At 62.8% G+C, this 22418-nt stretch carries 23 protein-coding genes; 10 read left to right on the top strand and 13 right to left on the bottom strand.

Going from position 1 to position 22418, the window contains the following annotated elements; all coding sequences use genetic code 11:
* Positions 1-192: 192 nt before the first annotated feature.
* Positions 193-1233, bottom strand: coding sequence for a uroporphyrinogen decarboxylase (hemE, locus tag ACGYK9_RS07950; RefSeq protein WP_394409285.1), 1041 nt, complete (start codon positions 1231-1233; stop codon positions 193-195).
* 84 nt (positions 1234-1317) lie between these two features.
* On the opposite strand from hemE, the gene hemC reads away from it, so the two are divergent.
* The 5 genes from hemC (at position 1318) to ACGYK9_RS07975 (ending at position 7834) form a co-directional block, all read left to right on the top strand.
* Positions 1318-2265 carry a hydroxymethylbilane synthase gene (gene hemC, locus ACGYK9_RS07955; protein ID WP_394409287.1) on the top strand — a complete coding sequence of 316 codons (948 nt, stop codon included), beginning with the start codon at positions 1318-1320 and terminating at the stop codon, positions 2263-2265.
* Positions 2262-3194, top strand: coding sequence for a LysR family transcriptional regulator (locus ACGYK9_RS07960; RefSeq protein ID WP_394409290.1), 933 nt, complete (start codon positions 2262-2264; stop codon positions 3192-3194). Before hemC ends, ACGYK9_RS07960 begins: the two co-directional genes overlap by 4 nt.
* 62 nt (positions 3195-3256) lie before the next feature.
* Positions 3257-5332, top strand: coding sequence for a hydantoinase/oxoprolinase family protein (locus ACGYK9_RS07965; RefSeq protein WP_394409292.1), 2076 nt, complete (start codon positions 3257-3259; stop codon positions 5330-5332).
* Between the two features lie 4 nt (positions 5333-5336).
* Positions 5337-7046, top strand: a complete 1710-nt coding sequence (locus ACGYK9_RS07970; RefSeq protein ID WP_394409295.1) for a hydantoinase B/oxoprolinase family protein — start codon at positions 5337-5339, stop codon at positions 7044-7046.
* 98 nt (positions 7047-7144) lie between these two features.
* Positions 7145-7834 (top strand): fumarylacetoacetate hydrolase family protein, encoded by a 690-nt coding sequence (locus tag ACGYK9_RS07975; RefSeq protein ID WP_394409298.1) that lies wholly within the window; start codon positions 7145-7147, stop codon positions 7832-7834.
* A 15-nt stretch (positions 7835-7849) separates the two neighbouring features.
* Here the strand turns inward: ACGYK9_RS07975 and ACGYK9_RS07980 are convergent, their stop codons facing one another.
* The 4 genes from ACGYK9_RS07980 to gabT form a co-directional block, all read right to left on the bottom strand.
* Positions 7850-9217 (bottom strand): tetratricopeptide repeat protein, encoded by a 1368-nt coding sequence (locus tag ACGYK9_RS07980; protein WP_394409301.1) that lies wholly within the window; start codon positions 9215-9217, stop codon positions 7850-7852.
* On the bottom strand, positions 9214-10023 hold the full coding sequence (locus ACGYK9_RS07985) for an alpha/beta fold hydrolase (protein ID WP_394409304.1): 810 nt from the start codon (positions 10021-10023) through the stop codon (positions 9214-9216). The genes ACGYK9_RS07980 and ACGYK9_RS07985 overlap by 4 nt, the downstream gene beginning before the upstream one ends.
* Complete coding sequence (locus ACGYK9_RS07990; RefSeq protein ID WP_394409987.1) at positions 10016-11005, bottom strand: P1 family peptidase; 990 nt, start codon at positions 11003-11005, stop codon at positions 10016-10018. The genes ACGYK9_RS07985 and ACGYK9_RS07990 overlap by 8 nt, the downstream gene beginning before the upstream one ends.
* A gap of 232 nt (positions 11006-11237) precedes the next feature.
* Positions 11238-12638 (bottom strand): 4-aminobutyrate--2-oxoglutarate transaminase, encoded by a 1401-nt coding sequence (gene gabT / locus ACGYK9_RS07995; protein WP_394409307.1) that lies wholly within the window; start codon positions 12636-12638, stop codon positions 11238-11240.
* 180 nt (positions 12639-12818) lie between these two features.
* Here gabT and ACGYK9_RS08000 point away from each other — a divergent pair, with 180 nt between their 5' ends.
* Positions 12819-13370 carry a cupin domain-containing protein gene (locus ACGYK9_RS08000; RefSeq protein ID WP_394409310.1) on the top strand — a complete coding sequence of 184 codons (552 nt, stop codon included), beginning with the start codon at positions 12819-12821 and terminating at the stop codon, positions 13368-13370.
* Positions 13371-13440: 70 nt separating this feature from the next.
* On the opposite strand, the gene ACGYK9_RS08005 is transcribed toward ACGYK9_RS08000, so the two are convergent.
* From ACGYK9_RS08005 to ACGYK9_RS08020, 4 genes are all read right to left on the bottom strand, one after another.
* A complete protein-coding gene (locus ACGYK9_RS08005) occupies positions 13441-13608 on the bottom strand; it encodes a hypothetical protein (protein WP_209216953.1) in 168 nt (55 codons plus the stop codon).
* A 139-nt stretch (positions 13609-13747) separates the two neighbouring features.
* Positions 13748-15442 (bottom strand): sensor histidine kinase, encoded by a 1695-nt coding sequence (locus tag ACGYK9_RS08010; protein WP_394422474.1) that lies wholly within the window; start codon positions 15440-15442, stop codon positions 13748-13750.
* A 32-nt stretch (positions 15443-15474) separates the two neighbouring features.
* Positions 15475-16032, bottom strand: coding sequence for an RNA polymerase sigma factor (locus tag ACGYK9_RS08015; protein WP_067264157.1), 558 nt, complete (start codon positions 16030-16032; stop codon positions 15475-15477).
* Positions 16032-16202, bottom strand: coding sequence for a NepR family anti-sigma factor (locus ACGYK9_RS08020; RefSeq protein ID WP_197470876.1), 171 nt, complete (start codon positions 16200-16202; stop codon positions 16032-16034). Before ACGYK9_RS08020 ends, ACGYK9_RS08015 begins: the two co-directional genes overlap by 1 nt.
* 93 nt (positions 16203-16295) lie before the next feature.
* Between ACGYK9_RS08020 and ACGYK9_RS08025 the strand changes: the two genes are divergently transcribed.
* From ACGYK9_RS08025 to ACGYK9_RS08035, 3 genes are all read left to right on the top strand, one after another.
* Entirely contained in the window at positions 16296-17105 is an 810-nt protein-coding gene (locus tag ACGYK9_RS08025; protein WP_067264155.1) for a response regulator, read from the top strand.
* Between the two features lie 106 nt (positions 17106-17211).
* Positions 17212-17517: a YqjD family protein gene (locus ACGYK9_RS08030; RefSeq protein WP_394409317.1), complete on the top strand. Its 306-nt coding sequence runs from the start codon at positions 17212-17214 to the stop codon at positions 17515-17517.
* Positions 17518-17868, top strand: coding sequence for a phage holin family protein (locus tag ACGYK9_RS08035; RefSeq protein ID WP_394422476.1), 351 nt, complete (start codon positions 17518-17520; stop codon positions 17866-17868).
* Here the strand turns inward: ACGYK9_RS08035 and ACGYK9_RS08040 are convergent.
* A complete protein-coding gene (locus ACGYK9_RS08040; RefSeq protein WP_394422478.1) occupies positions 17819-18190 on the bottom strand; it encodes a hypothetical protein in 372 nt (123 codons plus the stop codon). The genes ACGYK9_RS08035 and ACGYK9_RS08040 overlap by 50 nt on opposite strands.
* A gap of 90 nt (positions 18191-18280) precedes the next feature.
* Here ACGYK9_RS08040 and ACGYK9_RS08045 point away from each other — a divergent pair, with 90 nt between their 5' ends.
* Positions 18281-19009 (top strand): Crp/Fnr family transcriptional regulator, encoded by a 729-nt coding sequence (locus ACGYK9_RS08045; protein WP_394409326.1) that lies wholly within the window; start codon positions 18281-18283, stop codon positions 19007-19009.
* A 3-nt stretch (positions 19010-19012) separates the two neighbouring features.
* Here the strand turns inward: ACGYK9_RS08045 and ACGYK9_RS08050 are convergent, their stop codons facing one another.
* From ACGYK9_RS08050 to ACGYK9_RS08060, 3 genes are all read right to left on the bottom strand, one after another.
* On the bottom strand, positions 19013-19948 hold the full coding sequence (locus tag ACGYK9_RS08050; protein ID WP_394409329.1) for a YihY/virulence factor BrkB family protein: 936 nt from the start codon (positions 19946-19948) through the stop codon (positions 19013-19015).
* A 42-nt stretch (positions 19949-19990) separates the two neighbouring features.
* A complete protein-coding gene (locus ACGYK9_RS08055; RefSeq protein ID WP_394409332.1) occupies positions 19991-20836 on the bottom strand; it encodes a formate/nitrite transporter family protein in 846 nt (281 codons plus the stop codon).
* A gap of 167 nt (positions 20837-21003) precedes the next feature.
* Positions 21004-22266 (bottom strand): Hsp70 family protein, encoded by a 1263-nt coding sequence (locus ACGYK9_RS08060; RefSeq protein ID WP_394409335.1) that lies wholly within the window; start codon positions 22264-22266, stop codon positions 21004-21006.
* Positions 22267-22418: the final 152 nt, after the last annotated feature.

Below are 22418 nucleotides of genomic sequence, written 5' to 3' on the forward strand. Positions count from 1 at the left end.
GTAGCCACCCCGGCCCGGAATCAAGCCGCAGGCGCCGGGCCATCGCCTGCCCGCCCGGACGGGTAGGCGATTTGGTGATGCTGGGCGCCCCGTGTCGGACACACATCATGGTTGAACCATAAAGTGGTATGAACCAGCGTCGCATCGCCGACCCGCGGGCAGGCGATGGCCCTCATCACATGTGGCTAGGTCTTACCCCCGCGTCCCGCGCACCGTATCAATCATCAACTGCACATTCTCCGGATCCGCATCCGGCGTGATCCCATGCCCCAGATTAAAGATATGCGGCCCCTTCGACAGCGCATCGCAAATCGCCCGGGTCTCCTGCACCAGCGCATCCCCACCCGTCACCATATGCGAGGATTTCAGGTTGCCCTGCACACAGCCATGCGGTTGCACATGTTCGGCCACCCACGCTGCGCTCACACCGTCATCGACGGCGATACAGTCCGCCCCCGTGGCGGCATGTAGATTGGCGAAGCGCGCCCCGGCTCCACGCGGGAAGGCGATCACCGGCACGCCCGGATGACGCGCCTTCAGCGCGCTGATGATCTGGCGCAGCGGCTCTGTCGAATAGCGGTCGAAATCCGTGCCTTCCAGCGATCCGGCCCAGCTGTCGAAGAGCTTTACCACCTCGGCCCCCGCCTTGATCTGCATGTCGAGGTATTCGATCGTCGCCAGCGTGATCCGCTCCATCAGCTCATCGAACACCTCGGGGTTCTCGTCCTTTAGCGCATGGGCTGGCCCCTGATCCGGCGTGCCCTTGCCCGCGATCATATAGGTCGCCACCGTCCAAGGCGCGCCTGCGAAACCGATGAGCGTCGTCTCTTCGGGCAGTTCGCGCGACAGGATGCGCACGGTCTCGTAAATCGGGGCGAGGTGGTCGTGAATGGCGTCCGCTGGTTTCAGCGCTTCCATCTCGGCCTTGGTGGTGATCGTCGACAGACGCGGCCCCTCACCAGTGACGAACCACAGATCGGCGCCAAGCGCCTGCGGCACCAGCAGGATGTCGGCGAAAAGGATCGAAGCGTCGAAACCATAGCGGCGGATCGGTTGCAACGTCACCTCGGCGGCCAGTTCCGGGTTGTAGCACAGCGACAGGAAATCCCCCGCTTCGGCCCGCGTCGCGCGGTACTCGGGCAGATAGCGCCCGGCTTGGCGCATCATCCAGATCGGCGGCGTCGGCAGGGTTTCGCCCGCAAGGGCGCGCAGGATGGTCTTATTCGCAGTCATTATGGCGTTCCTAATTGTGGCAAACCCGTAGGTAGCGCAGGTACAGCAGTTGTCAGTTCATGTCGACGGGGGTAGGGATGCGTCATGACGTATCAGCTTCCCACCCCGGCCCGGCCCCTCAACATCGGCACACGCGGATCGCTTCTGGCGCTCGCGCAGGCGAATGAGGTGCGCGACCGGCTCGCCGCCGCCTTCGATCTGCCGTTCGAGGCGTTCACCATCGTCGTGATCAAGACCACGGGCGACAAGATCATCGACCGCCCGCTGAAAGAGATCGGCGGCAAGGGTCTGTTCACCCGCGAGATCGAGGCCGCTTTGCTGGACGGCTCCATCGACATCGCGGTGCATTCGATGAAGGACATGCCGACGCTGCAACCCGAGGGGCTACTGATCGACACCTATCTGCCGCGCGAGGATTGCCGCGATGCTTTCATCTCGCCGCATCTGAAATCCATTAGCGAGTTGCCCGAAGGCGCGGTCGTCGGCACCTCCAGCCTGCGCCGCCGCGCGCAGGTGAAGCTGCGCCGCCCCGATCTGGAAGTCGTCGAGTTCCGCGGCAACCTGCAAACCCGGTTGAAGAAGCTGGATGACGGTGTGGCCGAAGCGACCTTCCTCGCCATGGCCGGGCTGAACCGCTTGCAAATGGACGACGTGCCGCAGGCTGCCGTGCACCCCGACGACATGCTGCCCGCCATCGCGCAGGGGGCGATTGGGGTTGAGCGGCGCGAGGACGACAGCCGCGCCGCCGAGATGCTCTCGGCGATCCATGACCGCAAGACTGGCGAACAGCTTGCTGCCGAACGCGCGTTCCTCGCCACCCTCGATGGCTCCTGCGAGACCCCGATTGCCGGTCTGGCCGAACTCAACGGCAGCGAGATGCGCCTGCGCGGTCAGGTGCTGCGCCCCGACGGGTCCGATGCCATCGGCGATGACGTGACCTGCGCCATTTCCGACGGCGCCGCGGCGGGCGAGGCGATGGCCCGCAAGCTTCTGGCCGAGGCCGGACCGGGTTTCTTTGATTGGCGCGAATGATCGGCAATCTCTTCACGCTGAAACAGCTTGAAGCGCTGATCTGGGTCGCAGACCTTGGCAGTTTCCGCCGCGCCGCCGCGCAGATGAACACGACACAGCCCAATATCTCAGCCCGGATTTCCGGGCTGGAGGCAACCTTGGGCGTCACCCTAATGCAGCGCGATGCCGGGTCGATCCGGCTCACCGAAAAGGGCACCGCACTGCTGGCCCAAGCCCGCCGCGTCCTGCGCGAGGCCGAAGCGCTGGTCGAGACCGCCGCGCGGCCCGACCTGATCGACGACAGCCTCCGCCTTGGCGTGACCGAAGTGGTTGCCAGCACATGGCTGCGCCCCTTTCTGCGCGCGCTGGCCGAGGTCTATCCCAATCTGACTGTCGAGCTTACCGTCGATCTGTCGCGCGATCTGGATCAGGAGCTTGCCGCCCATGCACTCGACCTGACCCTGCAAACCGCACCCTTCTCGACCCCGGCAAGCGGGCGGCTGGACTTGGCGACCTATGACTACATCTGGGTCGCCGCGCCGGAATTGGCCGCCCAGATCGGCCCCGCACCCGACTTCGCCGCCATGCTGCGCCATCCGGTGCTGGGCCATGCGCGACATACGCAGGCCCATTCCGATCTGATTGGCCATTTCGACGGCACGACTGCGCCGAAGGCCCGTTTGGTGCCCTCCAGCAGCCTGTCGGCGGCGATGAACATGGTGCTCGACGGGATGGGCGTGGCCGTGATGCCACGTGTGATGGTGGCAGGCGCGCTGGCCGATGAGGCGCTGCGGATTCTACCCGCCGCGTGGCACCCGCGCCCGCTGCAAGTCGCCGCGCGTTATCACGCGGATCGCACCCCCGCCTATGTCGCCCGCGCTGCCGAACTGGCCCGGGATTGCGCCCGAAGCTTCGATGTCGAGGATCGAAAAAACCTTTCACACCCATAGAATATAATAATTTGCACCGATACTGTGCCCACCTCTATCCTGCGCCCAAACAGGAGTGAGACATGGCATCAACCATCCGACTGGGCGTAGACATCGGCGGCACCTTCACCGACGTGGTGCTCGAAAAGGGCGGCGAGAGTTTCTCGACCAAGGTGCTGACCACCTATGCCGCGCCCGAGAACGCGATCATCGACGGGATGCATCAGGTCTGCACCAAGGCCGGGATCACGCCCGCCGACCTCACGCAGATCATCCACGGCACCACGCTGGCAACCAACGCGCTGATCGAACGGCGCGGGGCCAAGACCGCGCTGATCACCACCCAAGGCTTCCGTGACGTGATCGAGATGCGCACCGAAAGCCGGTTCGAGCAGTATGATCTGAACCTCAACCTCCCCGAACCGCTGCTGCCGCGCCAGATGCGCTACACGGTGGAGGAGCGTGTCGATGCCACTGGGGCGGTTCTGCACCCGCTCGACCGCACCGAGGTCGAGGCGCTGGCGGACCGCATTGCCGAAGCGGGTTATGAAAGCGTCGCGGTGGGGCTGATCCATTCCTACCTGAACGATGCGCATGAGCGGATGGTCCGCGAGGTGCTGGAAGAGCGTCTGCCCGGTGTCATGGTGTCGATCTCCTCCGAGGTCTCGCCCCAGATGCGCGAGTACGAGCGGTTCAACACCGTCGTCGCCAATGCCTATATCAAGCCGCTGATGAAGAGCTACCTCGGGCGGCTCGAAGGGCGGCTGCAGGAGGAGGGTGTCGGCTGCAACATCTTCCTGATGCACTCAGGCGGCGGCATCATCTCGATCGAAAGCGCCGCCGAATTCCCGGTACGGCTGGTGGAATCCGGCCCGGCGGGTGGCGCGGTCTTTGCCGCCAACATCGCCGCGCGCTACGGGCTCGACAAGGTGCTGAGCTTTGACATGGGCGGCACCACGGCCAAGATTTGCCTGATCAAGAACCAGACGCCAAAGACCAGCCGGGTCTTCGAGGTGGCGCGGACCTATCGATTCAAAAAAGGCTCCGGCATGCCGATCTCGATCCCGGTGATCGACATGGTGGAGATCGGCGCGGGCGGCGGCAGCCTCGCCCATGTGGACGCCATGCGGCAGATCCGCGTGGGGCCGGAAAGCGCGGGCTCCGAGCCTGGGCCGGCCTGTTACGGGCGCGGCGGTCAGAAGCCCGCGGTGACCGATGCCGATCTGGTGCTGGGCAAGCTCGACCCCGACAATTTCGCGGGCGGTTCGATCCGGCTCGAGACCGGCAATTCCGAGACTGCACTGCATCAGGTCATCGGGCAGGAGCTCGACATGGACGCCGCCACTGCTGCCTTCGGTTTGGCCGAGGTGGTGGACGAGAACATGGCCAATGCCGCGCGCGTGCATGCGGTGGAGAACGGGGAAGACCTCAGCGACTATACGATGATCGCCTTCGGCGGCGCGGCGCCGCTGCATGCCGGGCGGCTGTGTGAGAAGCTGGGGGTTGAGCGCCTGCTGGTGCCGCCCGGCGCCGGGGTCGGTTCGGCCATCGGCTTCCTGCGCGCGCCCTTCAGCTTCGAGGCCAACCGCTCGGTCTATATGAAGCTGTCGGACTTCGACGCGACCCGCATCAAGGCGCTGCTGGCGGAACTGCGGGACGAGGCCACGGGCTTTGTCCGCAATTGCGATGCCGGGGCGGAGATCCTGTCGGAATACAAGGTCTACATGCGCTACAGCGGGCAGGGTTGGGAGATCCCCATCGTGCTGGATGAGGCGGACGCGCTGAACCCCGATGCCGCGCGTTTCGAGGCCTTGTTCGAGGCCGATTACGCCAAGCTTTTCGGCCGCACCGTCGAGGGCTTGGACATCGAGATCACGGTTTGGTCGGTCAATGCCACCACTCCGCCCGAAGAGGTCGCGCGCACCGCAGAGCAGTCCCCGGGTGCGGCGGCGGATGTGGCTCTAACACGGCGCATTTTCGACGCGGCGCTTTCTGAGTACTGCGAGGCCGACGTCGTGTTGCGCGGTCAGATTGCCCCGGGCCAGACCGCCCAAGGCCCCGCCGCCATCACCGAGGATGAGACGACGATCATCCTGCCCGCCTCGCGCCGGGCGATCTGCCAGCCAGACGGCTGCATCGACATCACCGTGAAAGGGTAAGGACATGGCACAGACACATTCCAACGTCGCCTATCAGGTCATGTGGAACCGCCTCATCTCGGTGGTCGAGGAACAGGCGCAGGCGCTGGTGCGCACGGCCTTTTCAACCTCGGTACGCGAGGCCGGGGACCTTTCGGCAGGCGTCTATGATACCGACGGCCGGATGCTGGCCCAAGCGGTCACCGGCACCCCGGGACACGTCAACGCCATGGCCGACGCGGTGGCGCATTTCATCCGGCGCATCGGGCGCCAGAACATCCTTGAGGGCGACGTTTATATCACCAACGACCCTTGGGAGGGGACGGGCCACCTGCATGACATCACCATGGTCACGCCGTCCTTTCACCGTGGCAAGCTTGTGGGGTTCTTCGCCTGCACCGCGCATATCGTCGACATCGGCGGGCGCGGGTTTGGCGCGGATGCGGCGAGCGTCTACGAAGAAGGCCTCTACCTGCCGATCATGAAGTTCGCCGATGCGGGCAAGGTCGATGAGACTTTGGTGCGGATCATTCGCGGCAACGTGCGCGAACCGGATCAGCTGATTGGAGACATCTACGCGCTGACCACCTGCAACGAGATCGGCCACCGCCGCCTCATCGACATGATGGAGGAGTTCGCTCTCGACGATCTCACCGGCATCGCCGCCTTCATCCTCGACAATTCCCGCCGTGCCACCTTGGAGCGGATCGCGGCGCTGCCACGGCAGCAGGCGACTGGCGAGATGACGATCGACGGCTTCGACACGCCGATCACGCTGAAGGTCACGGTGAGCATCGAAGAGGATCACATCCTGTCGGATTTCAAGGGCACCAGCGGGATCGACAAGAAGGGCATCAACTGCCCGTTGGTCTATACCAAGGCCTATGCCTGCTACGCCTTGAAATGCGCCATCGCGCCGGAGATCCCGAACAACGCCGCCTCGCTTGAGCCGTTCCGGATCACCGCGCCCGAGGATACCATCGTCAACGCCGTACACCCCGCACCGGTGGCGCTGCGGCATATCGTGGGTCACTTCGTGCCCGATACGGTCTATGCGGCACTGGATCAGATCCTGCCGAACCTCGTCCCAGCCGAAGGGGCGGGATGTCTGTGCAACTTCCAGGTCAGCCTGCGCCCCCGCACCGATGCGAAAGCGCCCGCGGGCGCGCGCCGGGCCGAGGTGCTGACCTTCAACTCCGGCGGCTCGGGTGCGCGCCCGCAGCATGACGGGCTGAACGCCACGGCTTTCCCCTCGGGCGTGATGACCATGCCGGTGGAGGCCACGGAACATGCGGGGCCGGTCGTCATCTGGCGCAAGGAATTGCGACCCGACAGCGGCGGCGCGGGGCGTCAACGCGGGGGCCTTGGGCAATACATGGTTGTCGGCGCGCGCGAAGGGCATGAGTTCGACATGCAGGCGATGTTCGACCGCGTCGAGCACCCCGCACGCGGGCGGCAGGGTGGCGCTTCGGGCGCCCCCACGAGCATCGCCCGCGACGATGGCACGCCGATGCGCGGCAAGGGCAAGCAGTTCGTCCCGCATGGGGCAAAGGTGATGATGGCCTTCCCGGGCGGCGCCGGCTACGGCCCCGCCACCGAGCGCCCCAAGGAGCAGGTGAAACGCGACCTTCTGCGCGGCTATATCAGCGCCGAAGTGGCGGCGGCGGACTATGGGCTGAGCGCCGAGGACATCCGCGAGGTCCAAGACGCCATCCGCAAAGGCGCCGAACTGTGAAAGAGTGGCCGCTCAAAGGCTTATAAGCGCAAGGGGTCATTGACTGTTACAAAGCACGGGTGTTCCTTGGCGGCATTATGCCAAAAGGAACACCCGTGATGTATGTGATTGATCCCCCCAAGCAAAGCAGCCTTGCCGTTCAAGGCACCAGCGACCGTTTCCCGGTGCGCCGTGTCTTTTGCGTGGGCCGCAACTATGAGGCGCATGTGCTTGAGATGGGCAATGACATGCGCGACCCGCCGTTCTTTTTCACCAAACCCGCCGATGCCACGCTCGATACGCCTTGCACCGTGCCCTATCCGCCGCTGACGGAGGATTTCCACTTCGAGGCGGAGCTTGTCATCGCCATCGGCAAGGGCGGCGCGAATATCGCGGAAGCGGATGTGATGGATCACATTTGGGGCGCCTCGGTGGGCATTGATTTCACCCGCCGCGATCTTCAAGCACAGGCCAAGAAGATGGGCCGCCCGTGGGACTGGTCCAAGGCCTTTGACAACTCCGCGCCCATCGCGCCGATCCTGCCCATGGCCGATGTCCCCTCGGTCGAGAAGGGCCGCCTTTGGCTCGCGGTGAATGGCGAGATGAAGCAGGAGGCCGATCTGTCGCAGATGATCTGGTCGGTGCGGGAGCATACCGCCACCCTGTCGCAGGCCGTGACCTTGGCGCCGGGTGACATCATCATGACCGGCACGCCTGCCGGTGTCGCGGCGGTGCACCCCGGCGATGTGATCACCGGGGGGGTCGACGGCATCTCCGAGTTCGAGGTCACCGTCGGCCCCCGCGCCTAAAGCGCGCGGTTCGGTCTAGGCCCCGGCCAGCGTGCGCTCTGCCCGCGCGCGGGCTTGGGCCGCCAGATCGGGCAGGCCGGTCTTTTCATAGACCTCGCCCAGCATCAGGTTCAGCGGCACGCCATCGGGGTCGTAGGTCCGGCGCATCTCAAGCACCTGCTGCGCGGCAGAGGCCCGGCCATCGCGCACCAGCGCGTCGAGGTGGATTTGCTCGAACAGGTCACGTTGCGCATGGCTGCCGCCGCATTCGGCCATGCGGGGCAGGGCCATGCCAAGCTCGCGGATCGCCGTGGCCCACTCCCCCTTGGCATGGGCGGCGATGCCACGGGCGGCGGGCAGCGCGACCTCGGCCCATGCGGCGTGGTCATGGGCGGCAGTCTCACTCGCGCGTGCGTTGATCGCGCTGAGCATCTCTGCCGCCTCGGGCCGCCCGGTGCGGCAAAGGGCATAGAGGTATTGCAGCGTCAGGAAGGGGCTCACGGTATCCGCCCCCCGCGCCGCCACATGGTCGGCCACATCGCCCCAACGGTCGCCCACATCGACACCCGCGAATTCCATCCGCGCCAGCAGAGACACGGCGCCGACTTGGTCTTGGGAATAGTCCTTTTCCAGCCCCCAGATATGCTGGTCATAGGCGGCGCGCACATCATCGTGACGGCCCTGCGACAGGTAGAACAGCGCCAGATGCCACCAATTGTGGCTCCGCATGAAGGAGTTCAGATCGCTCCACGTCTCGGCCACGCTTTCCATGAAACGCGCGCCTTCGGCGACACGGCCTTGCGTTAGCATCACATGAGCAAGGGCGTGGTGCGCCCAGGGTTCATCGTGGCGCAACTCCATCGCCCGGCGGGCAGCAGCCTCGGCCCGGTCGAGCAGATGGCATTGCTCATAACCAAAGGCGATCATGCCGTGGGTATAGGCAATGTCTTCGGCCTCGGGCAGGGATTTCAACGCCATGCGCAACATGCCTGCGGCATCGCCGGTGTTGAACAGGTGGTATTGCGCCAGTTTCAGCATCGCCAGATCGCGCGGCCATTTATCGGTGATGGCATCACAGGCGGCGACAAGAGCGGGCACATCGCCGTCGATCCAATGCCCAACGGCGCGGATGACCTCCTTTTCGCGAGCATTGGCGCCGGGGGCTGCCTTGGCGCGGTCCAGATAGGGGCGGGCCTTCTCAGGGGCGATGGGGTGTTCGAGGAACATCCACAAGAGCGCGGCATAGGCATTGACCAACGGGCCGTTGGGGTCGGCATCGGCGGCGGCGATGATGCCCGCGGCCTTGGGTTGGTAGGACAGGAAGCCGTGGATGAAGTCATTGATCGCCTGCAAGGTTTCCGGGCGGTCGGTAGAGGTTTCCAATCCGTAAAGGTCTTGTGTCATCTCGGGTCTCCGGCGGTGTCGTGGAATTGGCGCAGATGTTGGGCGACGGCCTCGGCGGCGTCCCAATGGATCGAATGGCCCGCCTCGGGCAGGGTGGTCTGGGTCACATTTGGGATCTCCGCAAAAGCCTGCTCGGCGGCGGCGCGGGGGATCAGCAGGTCTTCGGCCCCGTGGAGCACTTGGGTCGGGCAGGTCAGATCAGACGGGCGCACCGTGGGGCGAAAGCCGCGCAGCGCTTCGAGTTGATGGGCCATGGCATCCGCGCTCTGCGCATGGGGATAGGCCAGTGCTGCGGCGAGGGCGGTGTTTGTATTGTTGGGGTCAGTGAAGAAACCGGGGGCAAAAATCCAAGGATATAGCGCGCGCAGCCAAAGTTGCTCCCCTTCCGGCGCGCGGCGCACGGCGAGCAGCGCATCGAAGACTGCCATGGTCCGGGGGGCGCGAACCGGGGCAGAGGCGAGGATGCTCAACGCTCGGATGCGATCCGGCGCGAGGCCAAAAAGCTCCATCGCCATTAGCCCGCCCATCGAATGGCCGACGACGTGAAAGGTCTCATGCCCCAGATGATCCATCAGCGCCAGCGCATCCCGCGCCATCTGCGCGACGGAGGTTTCGACATCCCAAGGGGTCGTGCGCCCGGTGCTGCGGTTGTCGGGCCGGATCAGGGTGAAGTGATCGGACAGCAAGGGGGCCAGAGCGCCCCAACTCGCGCTGTCGCTCAGCATCCCGGCCAGCATCAAAAGCGGCGGGCCGCGCCCGTCGACCTCATAATGGAGTGAAATATCGGAGAGGGGCAGATCAGGCATTCAACGTGCTCCAACAAGGCAAAAGATCCCCATCGGCGGGGGTGGCCGCATAGATGGCGCGGGCAATGGCGCGCGACAGGCAGAGGGCCGCGGCATGGCCGATCATCGCCACATCCCCCGCAGGCCGCGCCGCGGTCGAGAGAGAGAAGACCAGATCGCCGTCATTGGGCATATGCGCAGGCACCACGGCGCGGGCGATGCCGTCATGGGCCGCCACGGCGACGCGCTGGCATTCGGCCTTGGTCAGCGTCGCGTCGGTGGCGACGATGGCGATGGTGGTATTGGCGCGGGCCGACATGGCCGCCATCTTGCGGCTCTCGAAGCTCAGCCCCAACCCGGTGGATGGGTCCGGTCCCAACCCGCCGAACTCTCCGTCGATCTCAAAGGGGGCGGCGTGGAAGTAGCGGTCGCCGGGGGTGGTGACGGCGCCCACCGGATTGGCCCCGACAAGCGCGCCGACCGTGCTGCCATCGGGCAGTTGCAAACTGGCGGAGCCGAGGCCCCCTTTAACCATCGCGCTCAGCGCCCCGGTGCCCGCACCGACCGAGCCGATCTGAAAATCTTCGCCCGCCGCTTCCAAGGCTTGGCGGCCAAGATCGGCATAGGGGTTCTGCGTCCAATCCTTATCGCCGCCGTTCAGCAGATCGAAGAGGATCGCGCCGGGCACCAGCGGGATCAGCGCGTCCCCCACGCGAAAGCCGCGGCCCTTTGCGCGCAGGGCATCGACCACGCCCGAACAGGCATCCAGCCCATAGGCAGAGCCGCCCGAGAGCACCAGTGCATCGACCGCCGCGACGGTCTTGTCGGGGGCCAGCAGGTCTGTCTCGCGCGTGCCGGGCGCGCCGCCCATGACGTGGACGGAGGCGGTGAAAGGCGCATCAGCGATCAGCACGGTGCTGCCGGATTTCAGCCGCGCATCCTGCGCATTGCCAACCTTCAGCCCTGCAACATCGGTGATCAGGTTGCGCGGGCCAGGACGCATTGGCGCGCTCATGGCAGGCTCTTCACGTGAAACATCCCCACAAGGGTGCGCATGGGGCAGGGGGCTAACAAGGGCATCGTCACTCCGGCGTTGATTTCGGGCGGAGTTTGCGCGCTTCCCCGACGGATGCCAAGGGCCGAGGTGGGACAGGATGCCCCCGCCGGAGGGACGCCATAAAAATGGGCGCGCAGGTTGCCCCGCGCGCCCGATCCATCCGGTGTGACCGTTTGGTTTACTTTTGCTCTTCGGCGACAGCGGCGGCGACGGCCTCTTCAAAGATGGCGAGCCCCTCTTCGACGATGGCGTCGGAGGCTGTCAGCGGGACCATCACGCGCACGGCGTTGCCATACATGCCACAGCTCAGCAGCAGCAGGCCGCGCTTCAGCGCATGGGCGATGACCCGTTTGGTGAAATCGGCGTCGGGCTTGGCGCTGTCGAAATCGGTCACGAACTCAACGGCGACCATGGCGCCAAGGCCGCGGATGTCCCAGAACCGGAAGGGCGCGGAACGCTCGCCAATCTCGGCAAAGCGGGCTTTGAGCGTTTCGCCCATCGCGGTCGAGCGGGCCAGAAGACCTTCGTCTTCGATCGCCTCGATGGCTGCCAGTGCCGCCGCGCAGGCCACCGGGTTGCCGCCATAGGTGCCGCCCAAGCCGCCGGGGGCCATCGCGTCCATCACATCGGCGCGGCCAATGACACCGGCTAGCGGATAGCCACCTGCCATGGATTTCGCCACGGTGATCAGGTCTGGCACCACGCCGGAATGCTCGATCGCGAACCATGTGCCGGTGCGGCCAAAGCCCGCCTGCACCTCGTCTGCGATCAAAAGGATGCCATGCTGGTCACAGATCGCGCGCAGCTCTTGCATCATCTCGAAGGGCACGGGGGTGTAGCCGCCTTCGCCAAGCACCGGTTCGATGATGATCGCGGCGACACGTTCGGGCTGGGCGTCGGTGAGGAAGAGGTTCTTCAGCCCGGTCAGCGCGTCCTGCACGGTGATCCCGTCGCGGACAGAGGGGAAAGGCGCGCGGAAGACATCCGCGGGGAAGGGGCCGACGTCTTTCTTGTAGGGCGTGACCTTGCCGGTCATGCCAAGCGTCAGCAGGGTGCGGCCGTGGTAGCCGCCGGTGAAGGCGATGACGCCCGGGCGGCCGGTGGCGGCGCGGGCGATTTTCACGGCGTTCTCAACGGCTTCGGCGCCGGTGGTGACCAGCAGCGTCTTCTTGGGCGCGTCACCGGGGGCGAGCGCGTTCAGCTTCTCAGCTAGGACGACATAAGGCCCGTAGGGCACGACCTGAAAGCTGGTGTGGGTATAATGATCTTCCTGCGCCTTGGCGGCCTCAACCACCTTGGGGTGACGGTGCCCGGTGTTCAGCACGCCGATGCCGCCGACGAAGTCGATGTAGCGGTTGCCTTCCACGTCCCACAACTCGGCATTCTCGGCATATTTCGCGTAGACCGGCGCGGCGGAAGCCACACCGCGCGGCACGGCGGCATTGCGGCGCGCGACGAGGTCGGCGTTGGTCTGACCGTCGGTTTGGGTCGCGGGGTTGGTCTCGACCACGGAGATCTGCGGCGCGGCTTTGGCCTTGGCCGAGGTTTTCCGGGGCGATTTCTTGACGGTGCTGGACATGGAACAGATACCTTATTGCGAAAGAGAAGGGGCGGTGACGTGTCGTTTAAAAAATCCATATTCCGTTTAATATAATTGTCAATCGGCATTGCAGCCTCTATCTAACAATTCCCGTGACCCCCGGTTGGCCCAAGGCCGTGCCCCGTGGCGGCGGCGCGGGGGCCTACAAAGGACAAGCCATTGAACGTCGGCGATAAACTCAGAGCGATCCGCAAGAAACACGGACTCTCCCAACGGGAGCTTGCTGCCAAGGCCGGGCTGACCAATGGCACGATATCGCTGATCGAGAAGAACCGAACCAGCCCCTCGGTTGCGTCGCTCAAAAGTCTGTTGGACGCGATTCCCATCAGCATGGCCGAGTTTTTCGCGATTTTGGAAGAAGACGATAGCGCCAAGGTCTTCTACCGTGCGGAGGAGTTGACCGAGATTTCACCAAGCCGTCAGGGCGGCGTATCCCTGCGCCAGTTGGGCAGTGCTGCGCATCACGCGCTTCAGGTGCTGCATGAAACCTATGAGCCCGGCGCGGATACCGGACCTGAGTTTCTGAGCCATGAGGGCGAAGAGGCGGGGGTCGTGGTGCGCGGGAGCATCGAAGTGACGGTGGATGGCGCGGTCAGCCTGCTTCATGCCGGGGATGGATATCTGTTCGACAGCCGCCTGCCGCATCGGTTCCGCAACACCGGGTCCGAGAGTTGTGAGATCGTCAGCGCCTGTACCCCGCCCAGTTTCTAAAAAAGGTGCCCCATAAATATCGACCGCCCCGAGCATTCTGCTCGGGGCGGTCGATAGGGGGTGTCAGGTCTTAGTAGTCTGACCGGTAGTTCGACCTTTGGGCCTCCGGTTGCTGTTTTTCGCGCCCGGTGCGGTCCTCATCCGGGTGAAGTTCCCTTCGGCCCGTGGTGAGGGCAAGGATGATGACCGCCGCTAAGGTCAGGATGGTCAGACCGCCGAGAAAAAGCTCCGTGGTCATCTCCGTGTTCCTTTTTAGCACTGCGTTTCAGGTGCTCAACCGCGCGCAGGCCAAAGGGTTCCGACAAATTTTTCGCCTATGACGAGTCTGTGATCGTTCCGCCACGTTTCGGGCCAGATTCCATTGGGGCTTTGGCGCCTCAGTAATCGTAGATCATTTTACTGTCGGTCGGGACGTGGAAGTTCACTCTGATCTGATAGATGTCGTCGTTGGTTTCCACCTCGACCTGGCCGTTCAACTGGCGGGTAAAGGCGAGGATCAGACGCGAGCCTAGCCCGGTGCCGGACTTCACCTCTTCGGGGTTGCCGATGGTGTTGCGCACTTCGAGCATCGCCTGCTCTGGCCCGGTTTGGATCAGTTTGAGCGAAATGAAGCCTTTGCCATGTTCGACCGTCGAGACGTATTTAAGCGCATTGGTCAGCGCCTCAGAAACCAGCAGGGTCAGCGGCGCGGCATCGTCGGCGTCGATCTTGATCGGCTCGAAGGACTGTTCCACCTTTACGCCAGAGCCGGATGGCAAGCCGACAGAAAGCATCTGGCCCACAATCTCACGCAGCAACTCGCTGGCATTGACGCGGACCAGATCGTCATTTTGATAAAGGTTCTTATGCACGGTGGCGAGGCTGAGGATACGGTCTTGCAACCGACGCAGCACGAAACGCGCATCTTCGCTTTTGGCCTGCCGGATCTGCATGTTCATGATCGAAGAGATCAGTTGCAGGTTGTTCTTAACCCGGTGATGCACCTCTTTCAGCAGGATGTTTTTCTGCCGAAGGCTGTCTTCCAACGTCGCCTCGTCCCGCAGGATGGATTCCGCCATGCCAACAAAAGCAGACTCCATCTCGACCAATTCGGTGGGAACCGAGGGGCCGAGTGTCCCACGCGGCAGGGTGCGGTTCAGCGCGAAGCGCCGCATCTGCCGCCCAAGCTTGCGGATATGGTTGATCGCCAGACGGTTCAGCGCCCAGAAGGCCACGATAAGGCTCGCCAGCCACATGACGATGGGCAAAAGCGCGCTGAGGCGGGTCGAAACGCCGGTGTCCAAAAACGGGGTGTTGCTGGGCCAAACGCTAAGCGCGAAGACCGTGTCGGGCACGATCGGCACGATCACATAGGCGCGTTCTTGGCCGTCGGAATTTTGCGAAAGAAAGACATTGGGCTCTTTCGTGGTCAGCAACGACAGGGCGACATCGCTGGGATATTCCGTCTTGGCCACCTCAAGCCCGTTTTCGGTGGTAAGGATATGACCCATCTTATTGAGGGTCATCATCGCGACGCTGCTGTGTTTGCTCTTGGGCTCGCGGATCGCGTTAATGGCATCCTCGGGGATGCTAAGTGCCATGAAGCCGATCAACTCGCGCTCTTCGTAGACCGGCGCGTTGATCAGCGTCACCACTTGGTTGCTGACCGCCCCCTGCAACACTGGCATCGCGCGGCGGACGGGGTTTTCCAGCAGGGTCTGGAAATTCTCATCCTGCGAAAAGTCATGATCCTGCCCCGTGGAGGAGCAGGTCATTTGTCCGTCTAGTCCGATGAAACCCACAAGCGAATAGATGTCTGACGCCTGTTTGTATTCCCTAAGGAAAGCCGTGCATTCCTCGGGATCTTCCCGCCTGAGCCGCACGATGGCGGTGAGAGCTTCTGCCGCGCCAAAGGCCTCTTGGATCACCCGGCGTTCCGCCGCAGAGGCTTGTTCCGTGACGGCGATCAGCGATAGCTCCGCGCTTTGACGACTCTGATCCGCGATCTGCCGTGTCTGTACAACCGCGATCAGCCCGATGGGCAAAAGCGCGAGAGACAGAAACAGCAGGATACGGATCGTCAGCCCACGCATCAGATCACCGCTGAAGAAGCCAGATGTCATATTTAGAAAGAGGAAACTTTAGATGCGGATAGGACAGACATTGTTGCGTCATCGGTCATTTCAAGCGACTCGTCGTCATGGTGACCCAGCAGTTCGGCAAGGCGGGCACGCGCCCGGTTGGTGCGGCTTTTGATGGTGCCAACAGCGACCCCACACATCTCCGCAGCTTCTTCGTAAGAGAAACCGGAGGCCCCGACAAGAAGCAGCGCTTCGCGTTGTTCGTCCTTCAAAAGGGCCAGCGCTTTGCGGAAGTCGGTCATCTGCATGTGGCCATCATGCGCGGGCTTTTCGGCCAGCCCATCGGTCAGCACGCCATCCACGTCCGAGACTTCGCGCTTCGCCTTGCGGCGCGAGGAATAGTAGGTGTTACGCAGGATCGTGAAGAGCCAAGCACGCATATTCGTGCCTTCTTGGAACTTTTCGATGTTGGTCCACGCCTTGACCAACGTGTCCTGCACCATGTCGTCTGCCGTGGCACCATTGCGTGTCAGGCTGATGGCAAAGGCCCGCATGGCCGGCAGATGTTCTACCAGCTCGTCGCGCGGATCGGGACGGGTCATCATGACGTTCCTTTTTCTGAATCCTGTTCCTTCAACTTCTGAAGCAGATCCTTGAAACGATCAGGGATGCCTTCTTCGAGCGTCTCATCGAAGACCCGTTTGAGGTTGTCGTCGATGACGCGCTCGCGCTCGTCCTTGTTTCCTGAATTCACTAACATCACCTCTGGCATCGTCGTCTCGTTTGAATAATTATGCATGCATACTGGAACCAAACACAATGTCGACGTGTTTGGTTCCAAGAAAAGTAAAAAGGATTCGACTAGATGAACGATGCGACACAAAAGACCAGCATCAGCGATGAACTGGGAGCCAACATCCCCTACCTTCGCCGGTTCGCGCGGGCGATGACAGGCAGCCAGACCAGCGGCGACACCTTTGCTGCGGCAGCCCTCGAAGCCATCTTGGTTGATCGCTCGGTGCTCGATGGAGTAGATACAAAGACGGGTCTTTTCAAGGTTTTGTACGGTATTTGGGCCAGCGCAGGTGCCCCGGTCGAAGAGGGCGAAAGCGGCCCGCGGGCCAAGGCACAGCGCCATCTTTCCAGCCTCACGAACAACAGCCGTGAAGCGCTTTTGCTGCACACGATCGAAGGCTTCTCTCACGGGGAAATCGCCAAGATCATCGGTGTGGATGAGGCCGAAGCGGGCGAGTTGATCCAGATCGCCCATCGTGAGATGGCCGACAGCACCTCGGGTTCGGTGATGATCATCGAAGACGAAGCCATCATCGCGATGGACATTGAATCCATTGTGGCCGAGATGGGCCACCGCGTGACCGGCATCGCCCGCACCCGTGAAGAGGCGGTGAAACTGGGCAAGGCCGATGTGCCGGACCTGATCCTCGCCGACATTCAACTGGCCGACAACTCTTCGGGCATCGACGCAGTGAACGACCTGCTGAACGAGCTGGGCATGCGTCCGGTGATCTTCATCACGGCCTTCCCCGAGCGTCTGCTGACCGGCGACAAGCCCGAGCCTGCCTTCCTGATTTCCAAACCCTATTCGGTGGATCAGGTCGTCTCGGCCGTGTCGCAAGCGATGTTCTTTTCCTCCACGGAAACGCTCAACGCCTGAAGCTGAGCCGCGAAAACAGGGTTCCCCGCGCGCAACGTCGCGTAGGGAACCCTTTGCATTAAAAGCATGTGCCGCCTAACATCACTCAAACATTCAGGAGGCTTGCATGGCCAAGACCACAACCGCTGCCGCAAAAGAGGTGACGATTGACGATCTGTCGGATCAGATCGCACTTCTCAAAAAAGACATCGCATCGCTGACCGAAACCCTGGGCAACTATGGCAAGGCCAAGTCGGAAGAGATGCGCGACAATGCCCGCAATGCGGCGAATGATTTCGCCGATACGGGGCGTCTCAAGGCGATGGAAGTTCAGCAACAGGCCGAGGAATTCCTCAAGGCCCAGCCCGGAACCGCTTTGGGGATTGCCGCAGGCATCGGTTTCCTCGTCGGTCTTGTGACGGCCCGCCGCTAAATGCTGTCTTCGGTGATGCAACATCTGCGCGGCTCCCTGCGACGGGCGCTGCGCACTGCCATGCTCAGCGCCGGGGCCGTGCTTTTTTTGCTGATCGGCCTGCTGTTTCTCACGCTGGCGGCATGGCTTTACCTCATCACCGTCACCACAGCGCTCACCGCCGCGCTGATCCTCGGCGCGGTCTATTTCGGTATGGGCTTTCTCTTGCTCGCCATCGCCGGGTCAGATGGTGAGGCCGCGGCGCAGCGGTCCCGGCAAGAAGGCCCCGCCGCCTACGATCATGACGGCCTGAAGAACCTGGTCATGGCATTTCTGGCTGGCATAACCGCGGGTCAGAAAGCGCGCCGTTAACCGCGGCCAGCAGGTTGCTGCTGGAAAACGGGCGGGTGATGAATTTCAGCCGCTCGCCCACCTTTGCCAGCCGTGGTGTATCGTTCATGATGCAGATGATCGGAAACCACTCCTGCAAGTTCGACAGTTCCGACAGATGCTGCTGCAACTGTTCGCGCCGCAGCGACAGGACCGCGAATTCCGTGTCGTTGACGTTGTCCACCAAGGCGCTGAGGTCAAAGCTTTCCAATACTTCAATTTGAGATTGCGGAAACGCGGCAGAAAGCGTTTCATTTATGTCTGAACAGACCAATGGGTCCGGTTCGTAGATCAAGATCGACATGGTCTTCCCCCGGGTAAGCAAAGTCGCCGGTGTAGGGGGTGCGCAAAACGCGCGCATTAAACTAAGACATATGAAGGCAAATTTTATCTAATGACGACACTATGCCGCTATTGCCCCCTTCGGCGCAAGGATGCCTTCCTGCCGATGTCGAAAGAAGAAGTGAGCTTCATGGAGAAGTTCAAGTCGGGTGAGCTGACCGTCGAACCTGGCACGCCGATCCTGATGGAAGGGTCGAACTCGCCCCAGCTTTACACGGCGCTCACCGGAATGGGCATCCGCGACAAGACGCTGGAGAACGGTAGCCGGCAGGTCATTAGCTTTGTCTTCCCCGGCGATTTCATCGGGCTACAGGCAGGCATCATGGGCGAAATGGGCCATTCCGTCGAAGCCCGGACCCATATGCGGCTCTGCGTTTTTAACCGCAGTGAGTTCTGGAATTTTTTCAAATCCCACCCCGAACGCGCTTTTGACATCACTTGGCTGGCCGCCATCGAAGAGCATTTCATGGGCGAAGTCCTCGCCACCATCGGCCAACGCACCGCGATGCAGGCCATCGCTTGGGCGATGGTCAAGATTTTCGAACGCGGCCAGTCGCTCGGGATGGTCACCCACAACCAGATGCTGCTGCCCTATTCCCAACGCGATCTGGCCGATGCGCTTGGCCTCTCGGTGGTGCACACCAACAAGACCCTCGGCGCCCTGAAGGAGCGTCAATTGCTGTCATGGTCCGACAGGGTGCTGCAAATCAACGATCTCGCCGCCTTGGCGAAAGAGGGGATGACGGATCCGGAAAGCCGCCAAAAACGCCCGCTGCTCTAACCGTCAGTCCTGCGCAACATCGATATAGGTATCCGCCGCCTCCGCCCCGCGTTGCCCGCGCGGCTTGGCCGGGCCAACGGTGCTGTCAGGCCGCGTCCGCCGCTCCACCTGCGCGTTCAACGCGGCCCCAAACAAGATCAAAAAGCTGCTGATCCAAAGCCAGATCAACATCGCGATCACCGCCCCGATCGAGCCATAGACCTGATTATAGTTGCCGAAATTGGCCACATAATAGGAAAAACCGATGGAGAGCACTGCCCAGGACAGCACCGCCAAAATCGCCCCGCTGCTGAGCCACGGCAGCCGCGCCGCCCGCCGGTTCGGGCCAAAGCGGTAGAGCACCCCAACCCCGGCAAACAAAACCACCGTCGCCACGGTCCAGCGCAAAAGGTCGGCCACCGCATTGCCAAAGGGGCCAAGCGGGATGAAGGCCAGAATGATCGGCGCGATCACTACCGCCAGCAGCGCCACGATGCCGACCGCCACAAGGCTCACCGTCAGAAGCAGGGCATGAAGGTAGTGTTTCGCGGCATTGCGGTTGCGCTCATTGTAAACGGCGTTCAATCCGATCACCATCGCCCCCACCCCGGCCCGGGCGGACCAAAGCGCCACCAGCAATGACACGATACCGGCCCAACCCAATGTATCGGCCCGCGCGGTGACCAAGCCGGTCACCTGCGTATTGATGATGTCATAGACGTCATCCGGCAGCAGTCCGCGCACTTCCTCCAATTGGGCGACGACGACGACAGGGTCCGAAATCAGCCCCAAAAGCGCGATCAATGCCGCCAGCGCCGGAAACAGCGACAGCATGGCGAAAAACGCCACCCCGGCCGAGATCAGCGCAAGGTTGTCCTCCGCCGCCTGTTTCAGGCTCGCTTTGAAAGCATCCCAATAGATCGCCGGTCGGGTCGGGGGTCTGCGCAACACCAATGCCATTCCTCTCAATTCGGCCCCGACCTTGATCGGGACCGCTTTGCCTCAACTGTCCTCCACATCGTCGCGGACCTGGCCCCAGGCAACAAGGGTGAAGACCACCGTGCCGCCAATGATGTTGCCCACAAGCACCGGCAGGAAGAAGCCAAAGATCGCCTGACCGACCCCCAAGCCGCCATGCAGGATCAGCGCTGCCATCTCGACCGACCCCGCGACAATATGCGTGAAATCCCCCGCCGCAATCAGCCATGTGAAGGTCAGGATCAGGAAAAAAGCCGTCTCATCCGCTTGCGGAAGCATCCAAACGATCAGCGCCACGATCACGCCCGCCGGAATGCCCCGCCAAAATGCTTCTGACAGCCCCATGCCGGTGGCGTGTTCCGAAAGACTAATTATGGCAGGCAGAATGTTTTCAGGGATGGCGGGCGTATAGATAAACAGCGCCGCCGCCGCGAAGGCCCCAACGACATTCGCCCCCAGCACGACACCCCAAAGCCGCAACAGGCTGCACAAAACACCCAAACTACGCTCCTGCATCAGCGGCAAGACGGTGGTGATGGTGTTCTCGGTAAACAACTGCATCCGGCCCATGATGACAGCGATGAAACCCAAGGAGTAGCCAAGGTTCTCCAGCAGGAACCGCCATTCCGCATCCGGCAGATAGGTCCGGAAAATCGCCTCGCCCAAGACAGAAAGACTGATCAGCATCCCCGCAGAAATCCCCGACCAGATCAATGACCGGTTGGTGCGGTTCAACTCATCGCGCCCCTCGCGGCGGATCACCTCATAGATCAGCTTGGGCGACAGCGCCGCCGCATCACTGACAGAGCGTTCTTCCGCCTCCTCCTGCACAGCAGAGGTCGGGGGTTTCTTCTGGATCAGTGGGGCCATGCGTGTTCTTCCTAAAAACTATGGACATAATGAACATAGCCCGCCGCAGCCTCCTGCACAGTAAAAAGACCGCAGCCTCACGCCGCACCACCAGCGGCCCTTTCGAGCCTCCCCCCTTCAACTTCATCCTTTCTCAAATACCGATCCCGCACTCTCAACCAGCCGGATCAGCCGCGTTCATCCCCACTGGCCCGCAAGGCCAACCCCTCAACAATCGCCGTCAGCGCCGCCCCCCGATGCAGTTCCGCCCGTGGAAACCGCGCCCGCATCTCCTCTTCGACCACCGCCATCAGGCTCGACCCGCCGACAAAGATCAGCCGGTCCACTGCCTCGGGCGCGAGGCCTGCGTTCTGCGCCGTCGCCTCTGCCGCATCCCCTATCTGCACAGCGAGTTTCGACAGCCGCTTGCGCATCCAGTCGCGGGGCAGGGGCAAGGTCGCGCGGGGTTTGAGCATCGAGACATCGATCACCGGATCAGCATCCCCCGCGCCCTTCGCACCATTGGCGCGGATTTTCCCCGCTTCGACAGCAAAGGCGAGGTCATGGCCAAGCTCCTCGTCGAGCACTTTAACCAAGCGAGCCAGACGTTTGGGATGTTCGGCGAACTTATGGAGTTCCGCCGCCGCCTTTCGGGTCTCCGGCCCATAGAGAAACGGAATTTTCGCCCAGGTGGCCAGATCGTTAAAGATCGCATTGGGCGCGATATGGGTGTCACCCCCGAAAGCGTGGCGAATTTCGCTGCCCATGCCAAGCTGCGGCATCACCCGCCCGATCGACAGGGACCGGTCGAAATCGGTCCCGCCCAGCCGAATGCCGTGGCTTTCCAGAATGTCGATCTCATCATTTCCGCGCTGCCGGAACAGCGTGAAATCCGAGGTGCCGCCGCCAATATCGATGACCAACCCCAGATCCCCCGGACGCAAGGCCGCGCGATTGGCAATCGCGGCGGCTTCGGGTTCGTTCATGAAGTCCACATGATCGAAACCCGCCCGGCCATAGGCCTCGCGCAGGTCTGTCAGGGCTTGTGCATCGCGGGCGTCATCGGCTGAGTGAAAGCGCACGGGGCGTCCCGAGAGCGCCCTGTCGAAGTGCAGTCCCGTGGCGGCTTCGGCCTGCGTTTTGACCCGTGCCAGAAACCGCGCAACAATGTCGATAAAGTCGAGTCTTTCGCCCAATAGCACCCTTCGTTCGCGCATCAGCCGGGTGCCAAGCAGGCTTTTCAAGCCGCGCATATAGCGGCCCTCGGCCCCGGCCAGCAGCGCGTCGGATGCCGCGGCACCGATCCGCATTTCCCGCGCTTCGAAATCAAAGAACATCGCCGTCGGAAGGGTCTGCGCCTCGGCCTCCAGCGGGATCAGGCGCGGCGTGCCGTCAACGGCGATGCCCGCCGCGGTGTTGGAGGTTCCGAAATCAATCCCCAGCGTGGCCATGATGTTCTCCTGATGCCTTTTCACGGTCGCCCCGATGCGCGGCACGCCTGTGCAAAGCACCCGCGATACCCTTCTCGCGCGCGCTTGGCAACGAAGGCTGGCGTGCCGCGTGGCTTTTGGCTAGCCTCGCAAAAAATACGCCAATATGGGAG

Source organism: Sulfitobacter sp. 1A15258 (assembly GCF_043557045.1).
GTDB classification, from domain to species: domain Bacteria; phylum Pseudomonadota; class Alphaproteobacteria; order Rhodobacterales; family Rhodobacteraceae; genus Sulfitobacter; species Sulfitobacter faviae.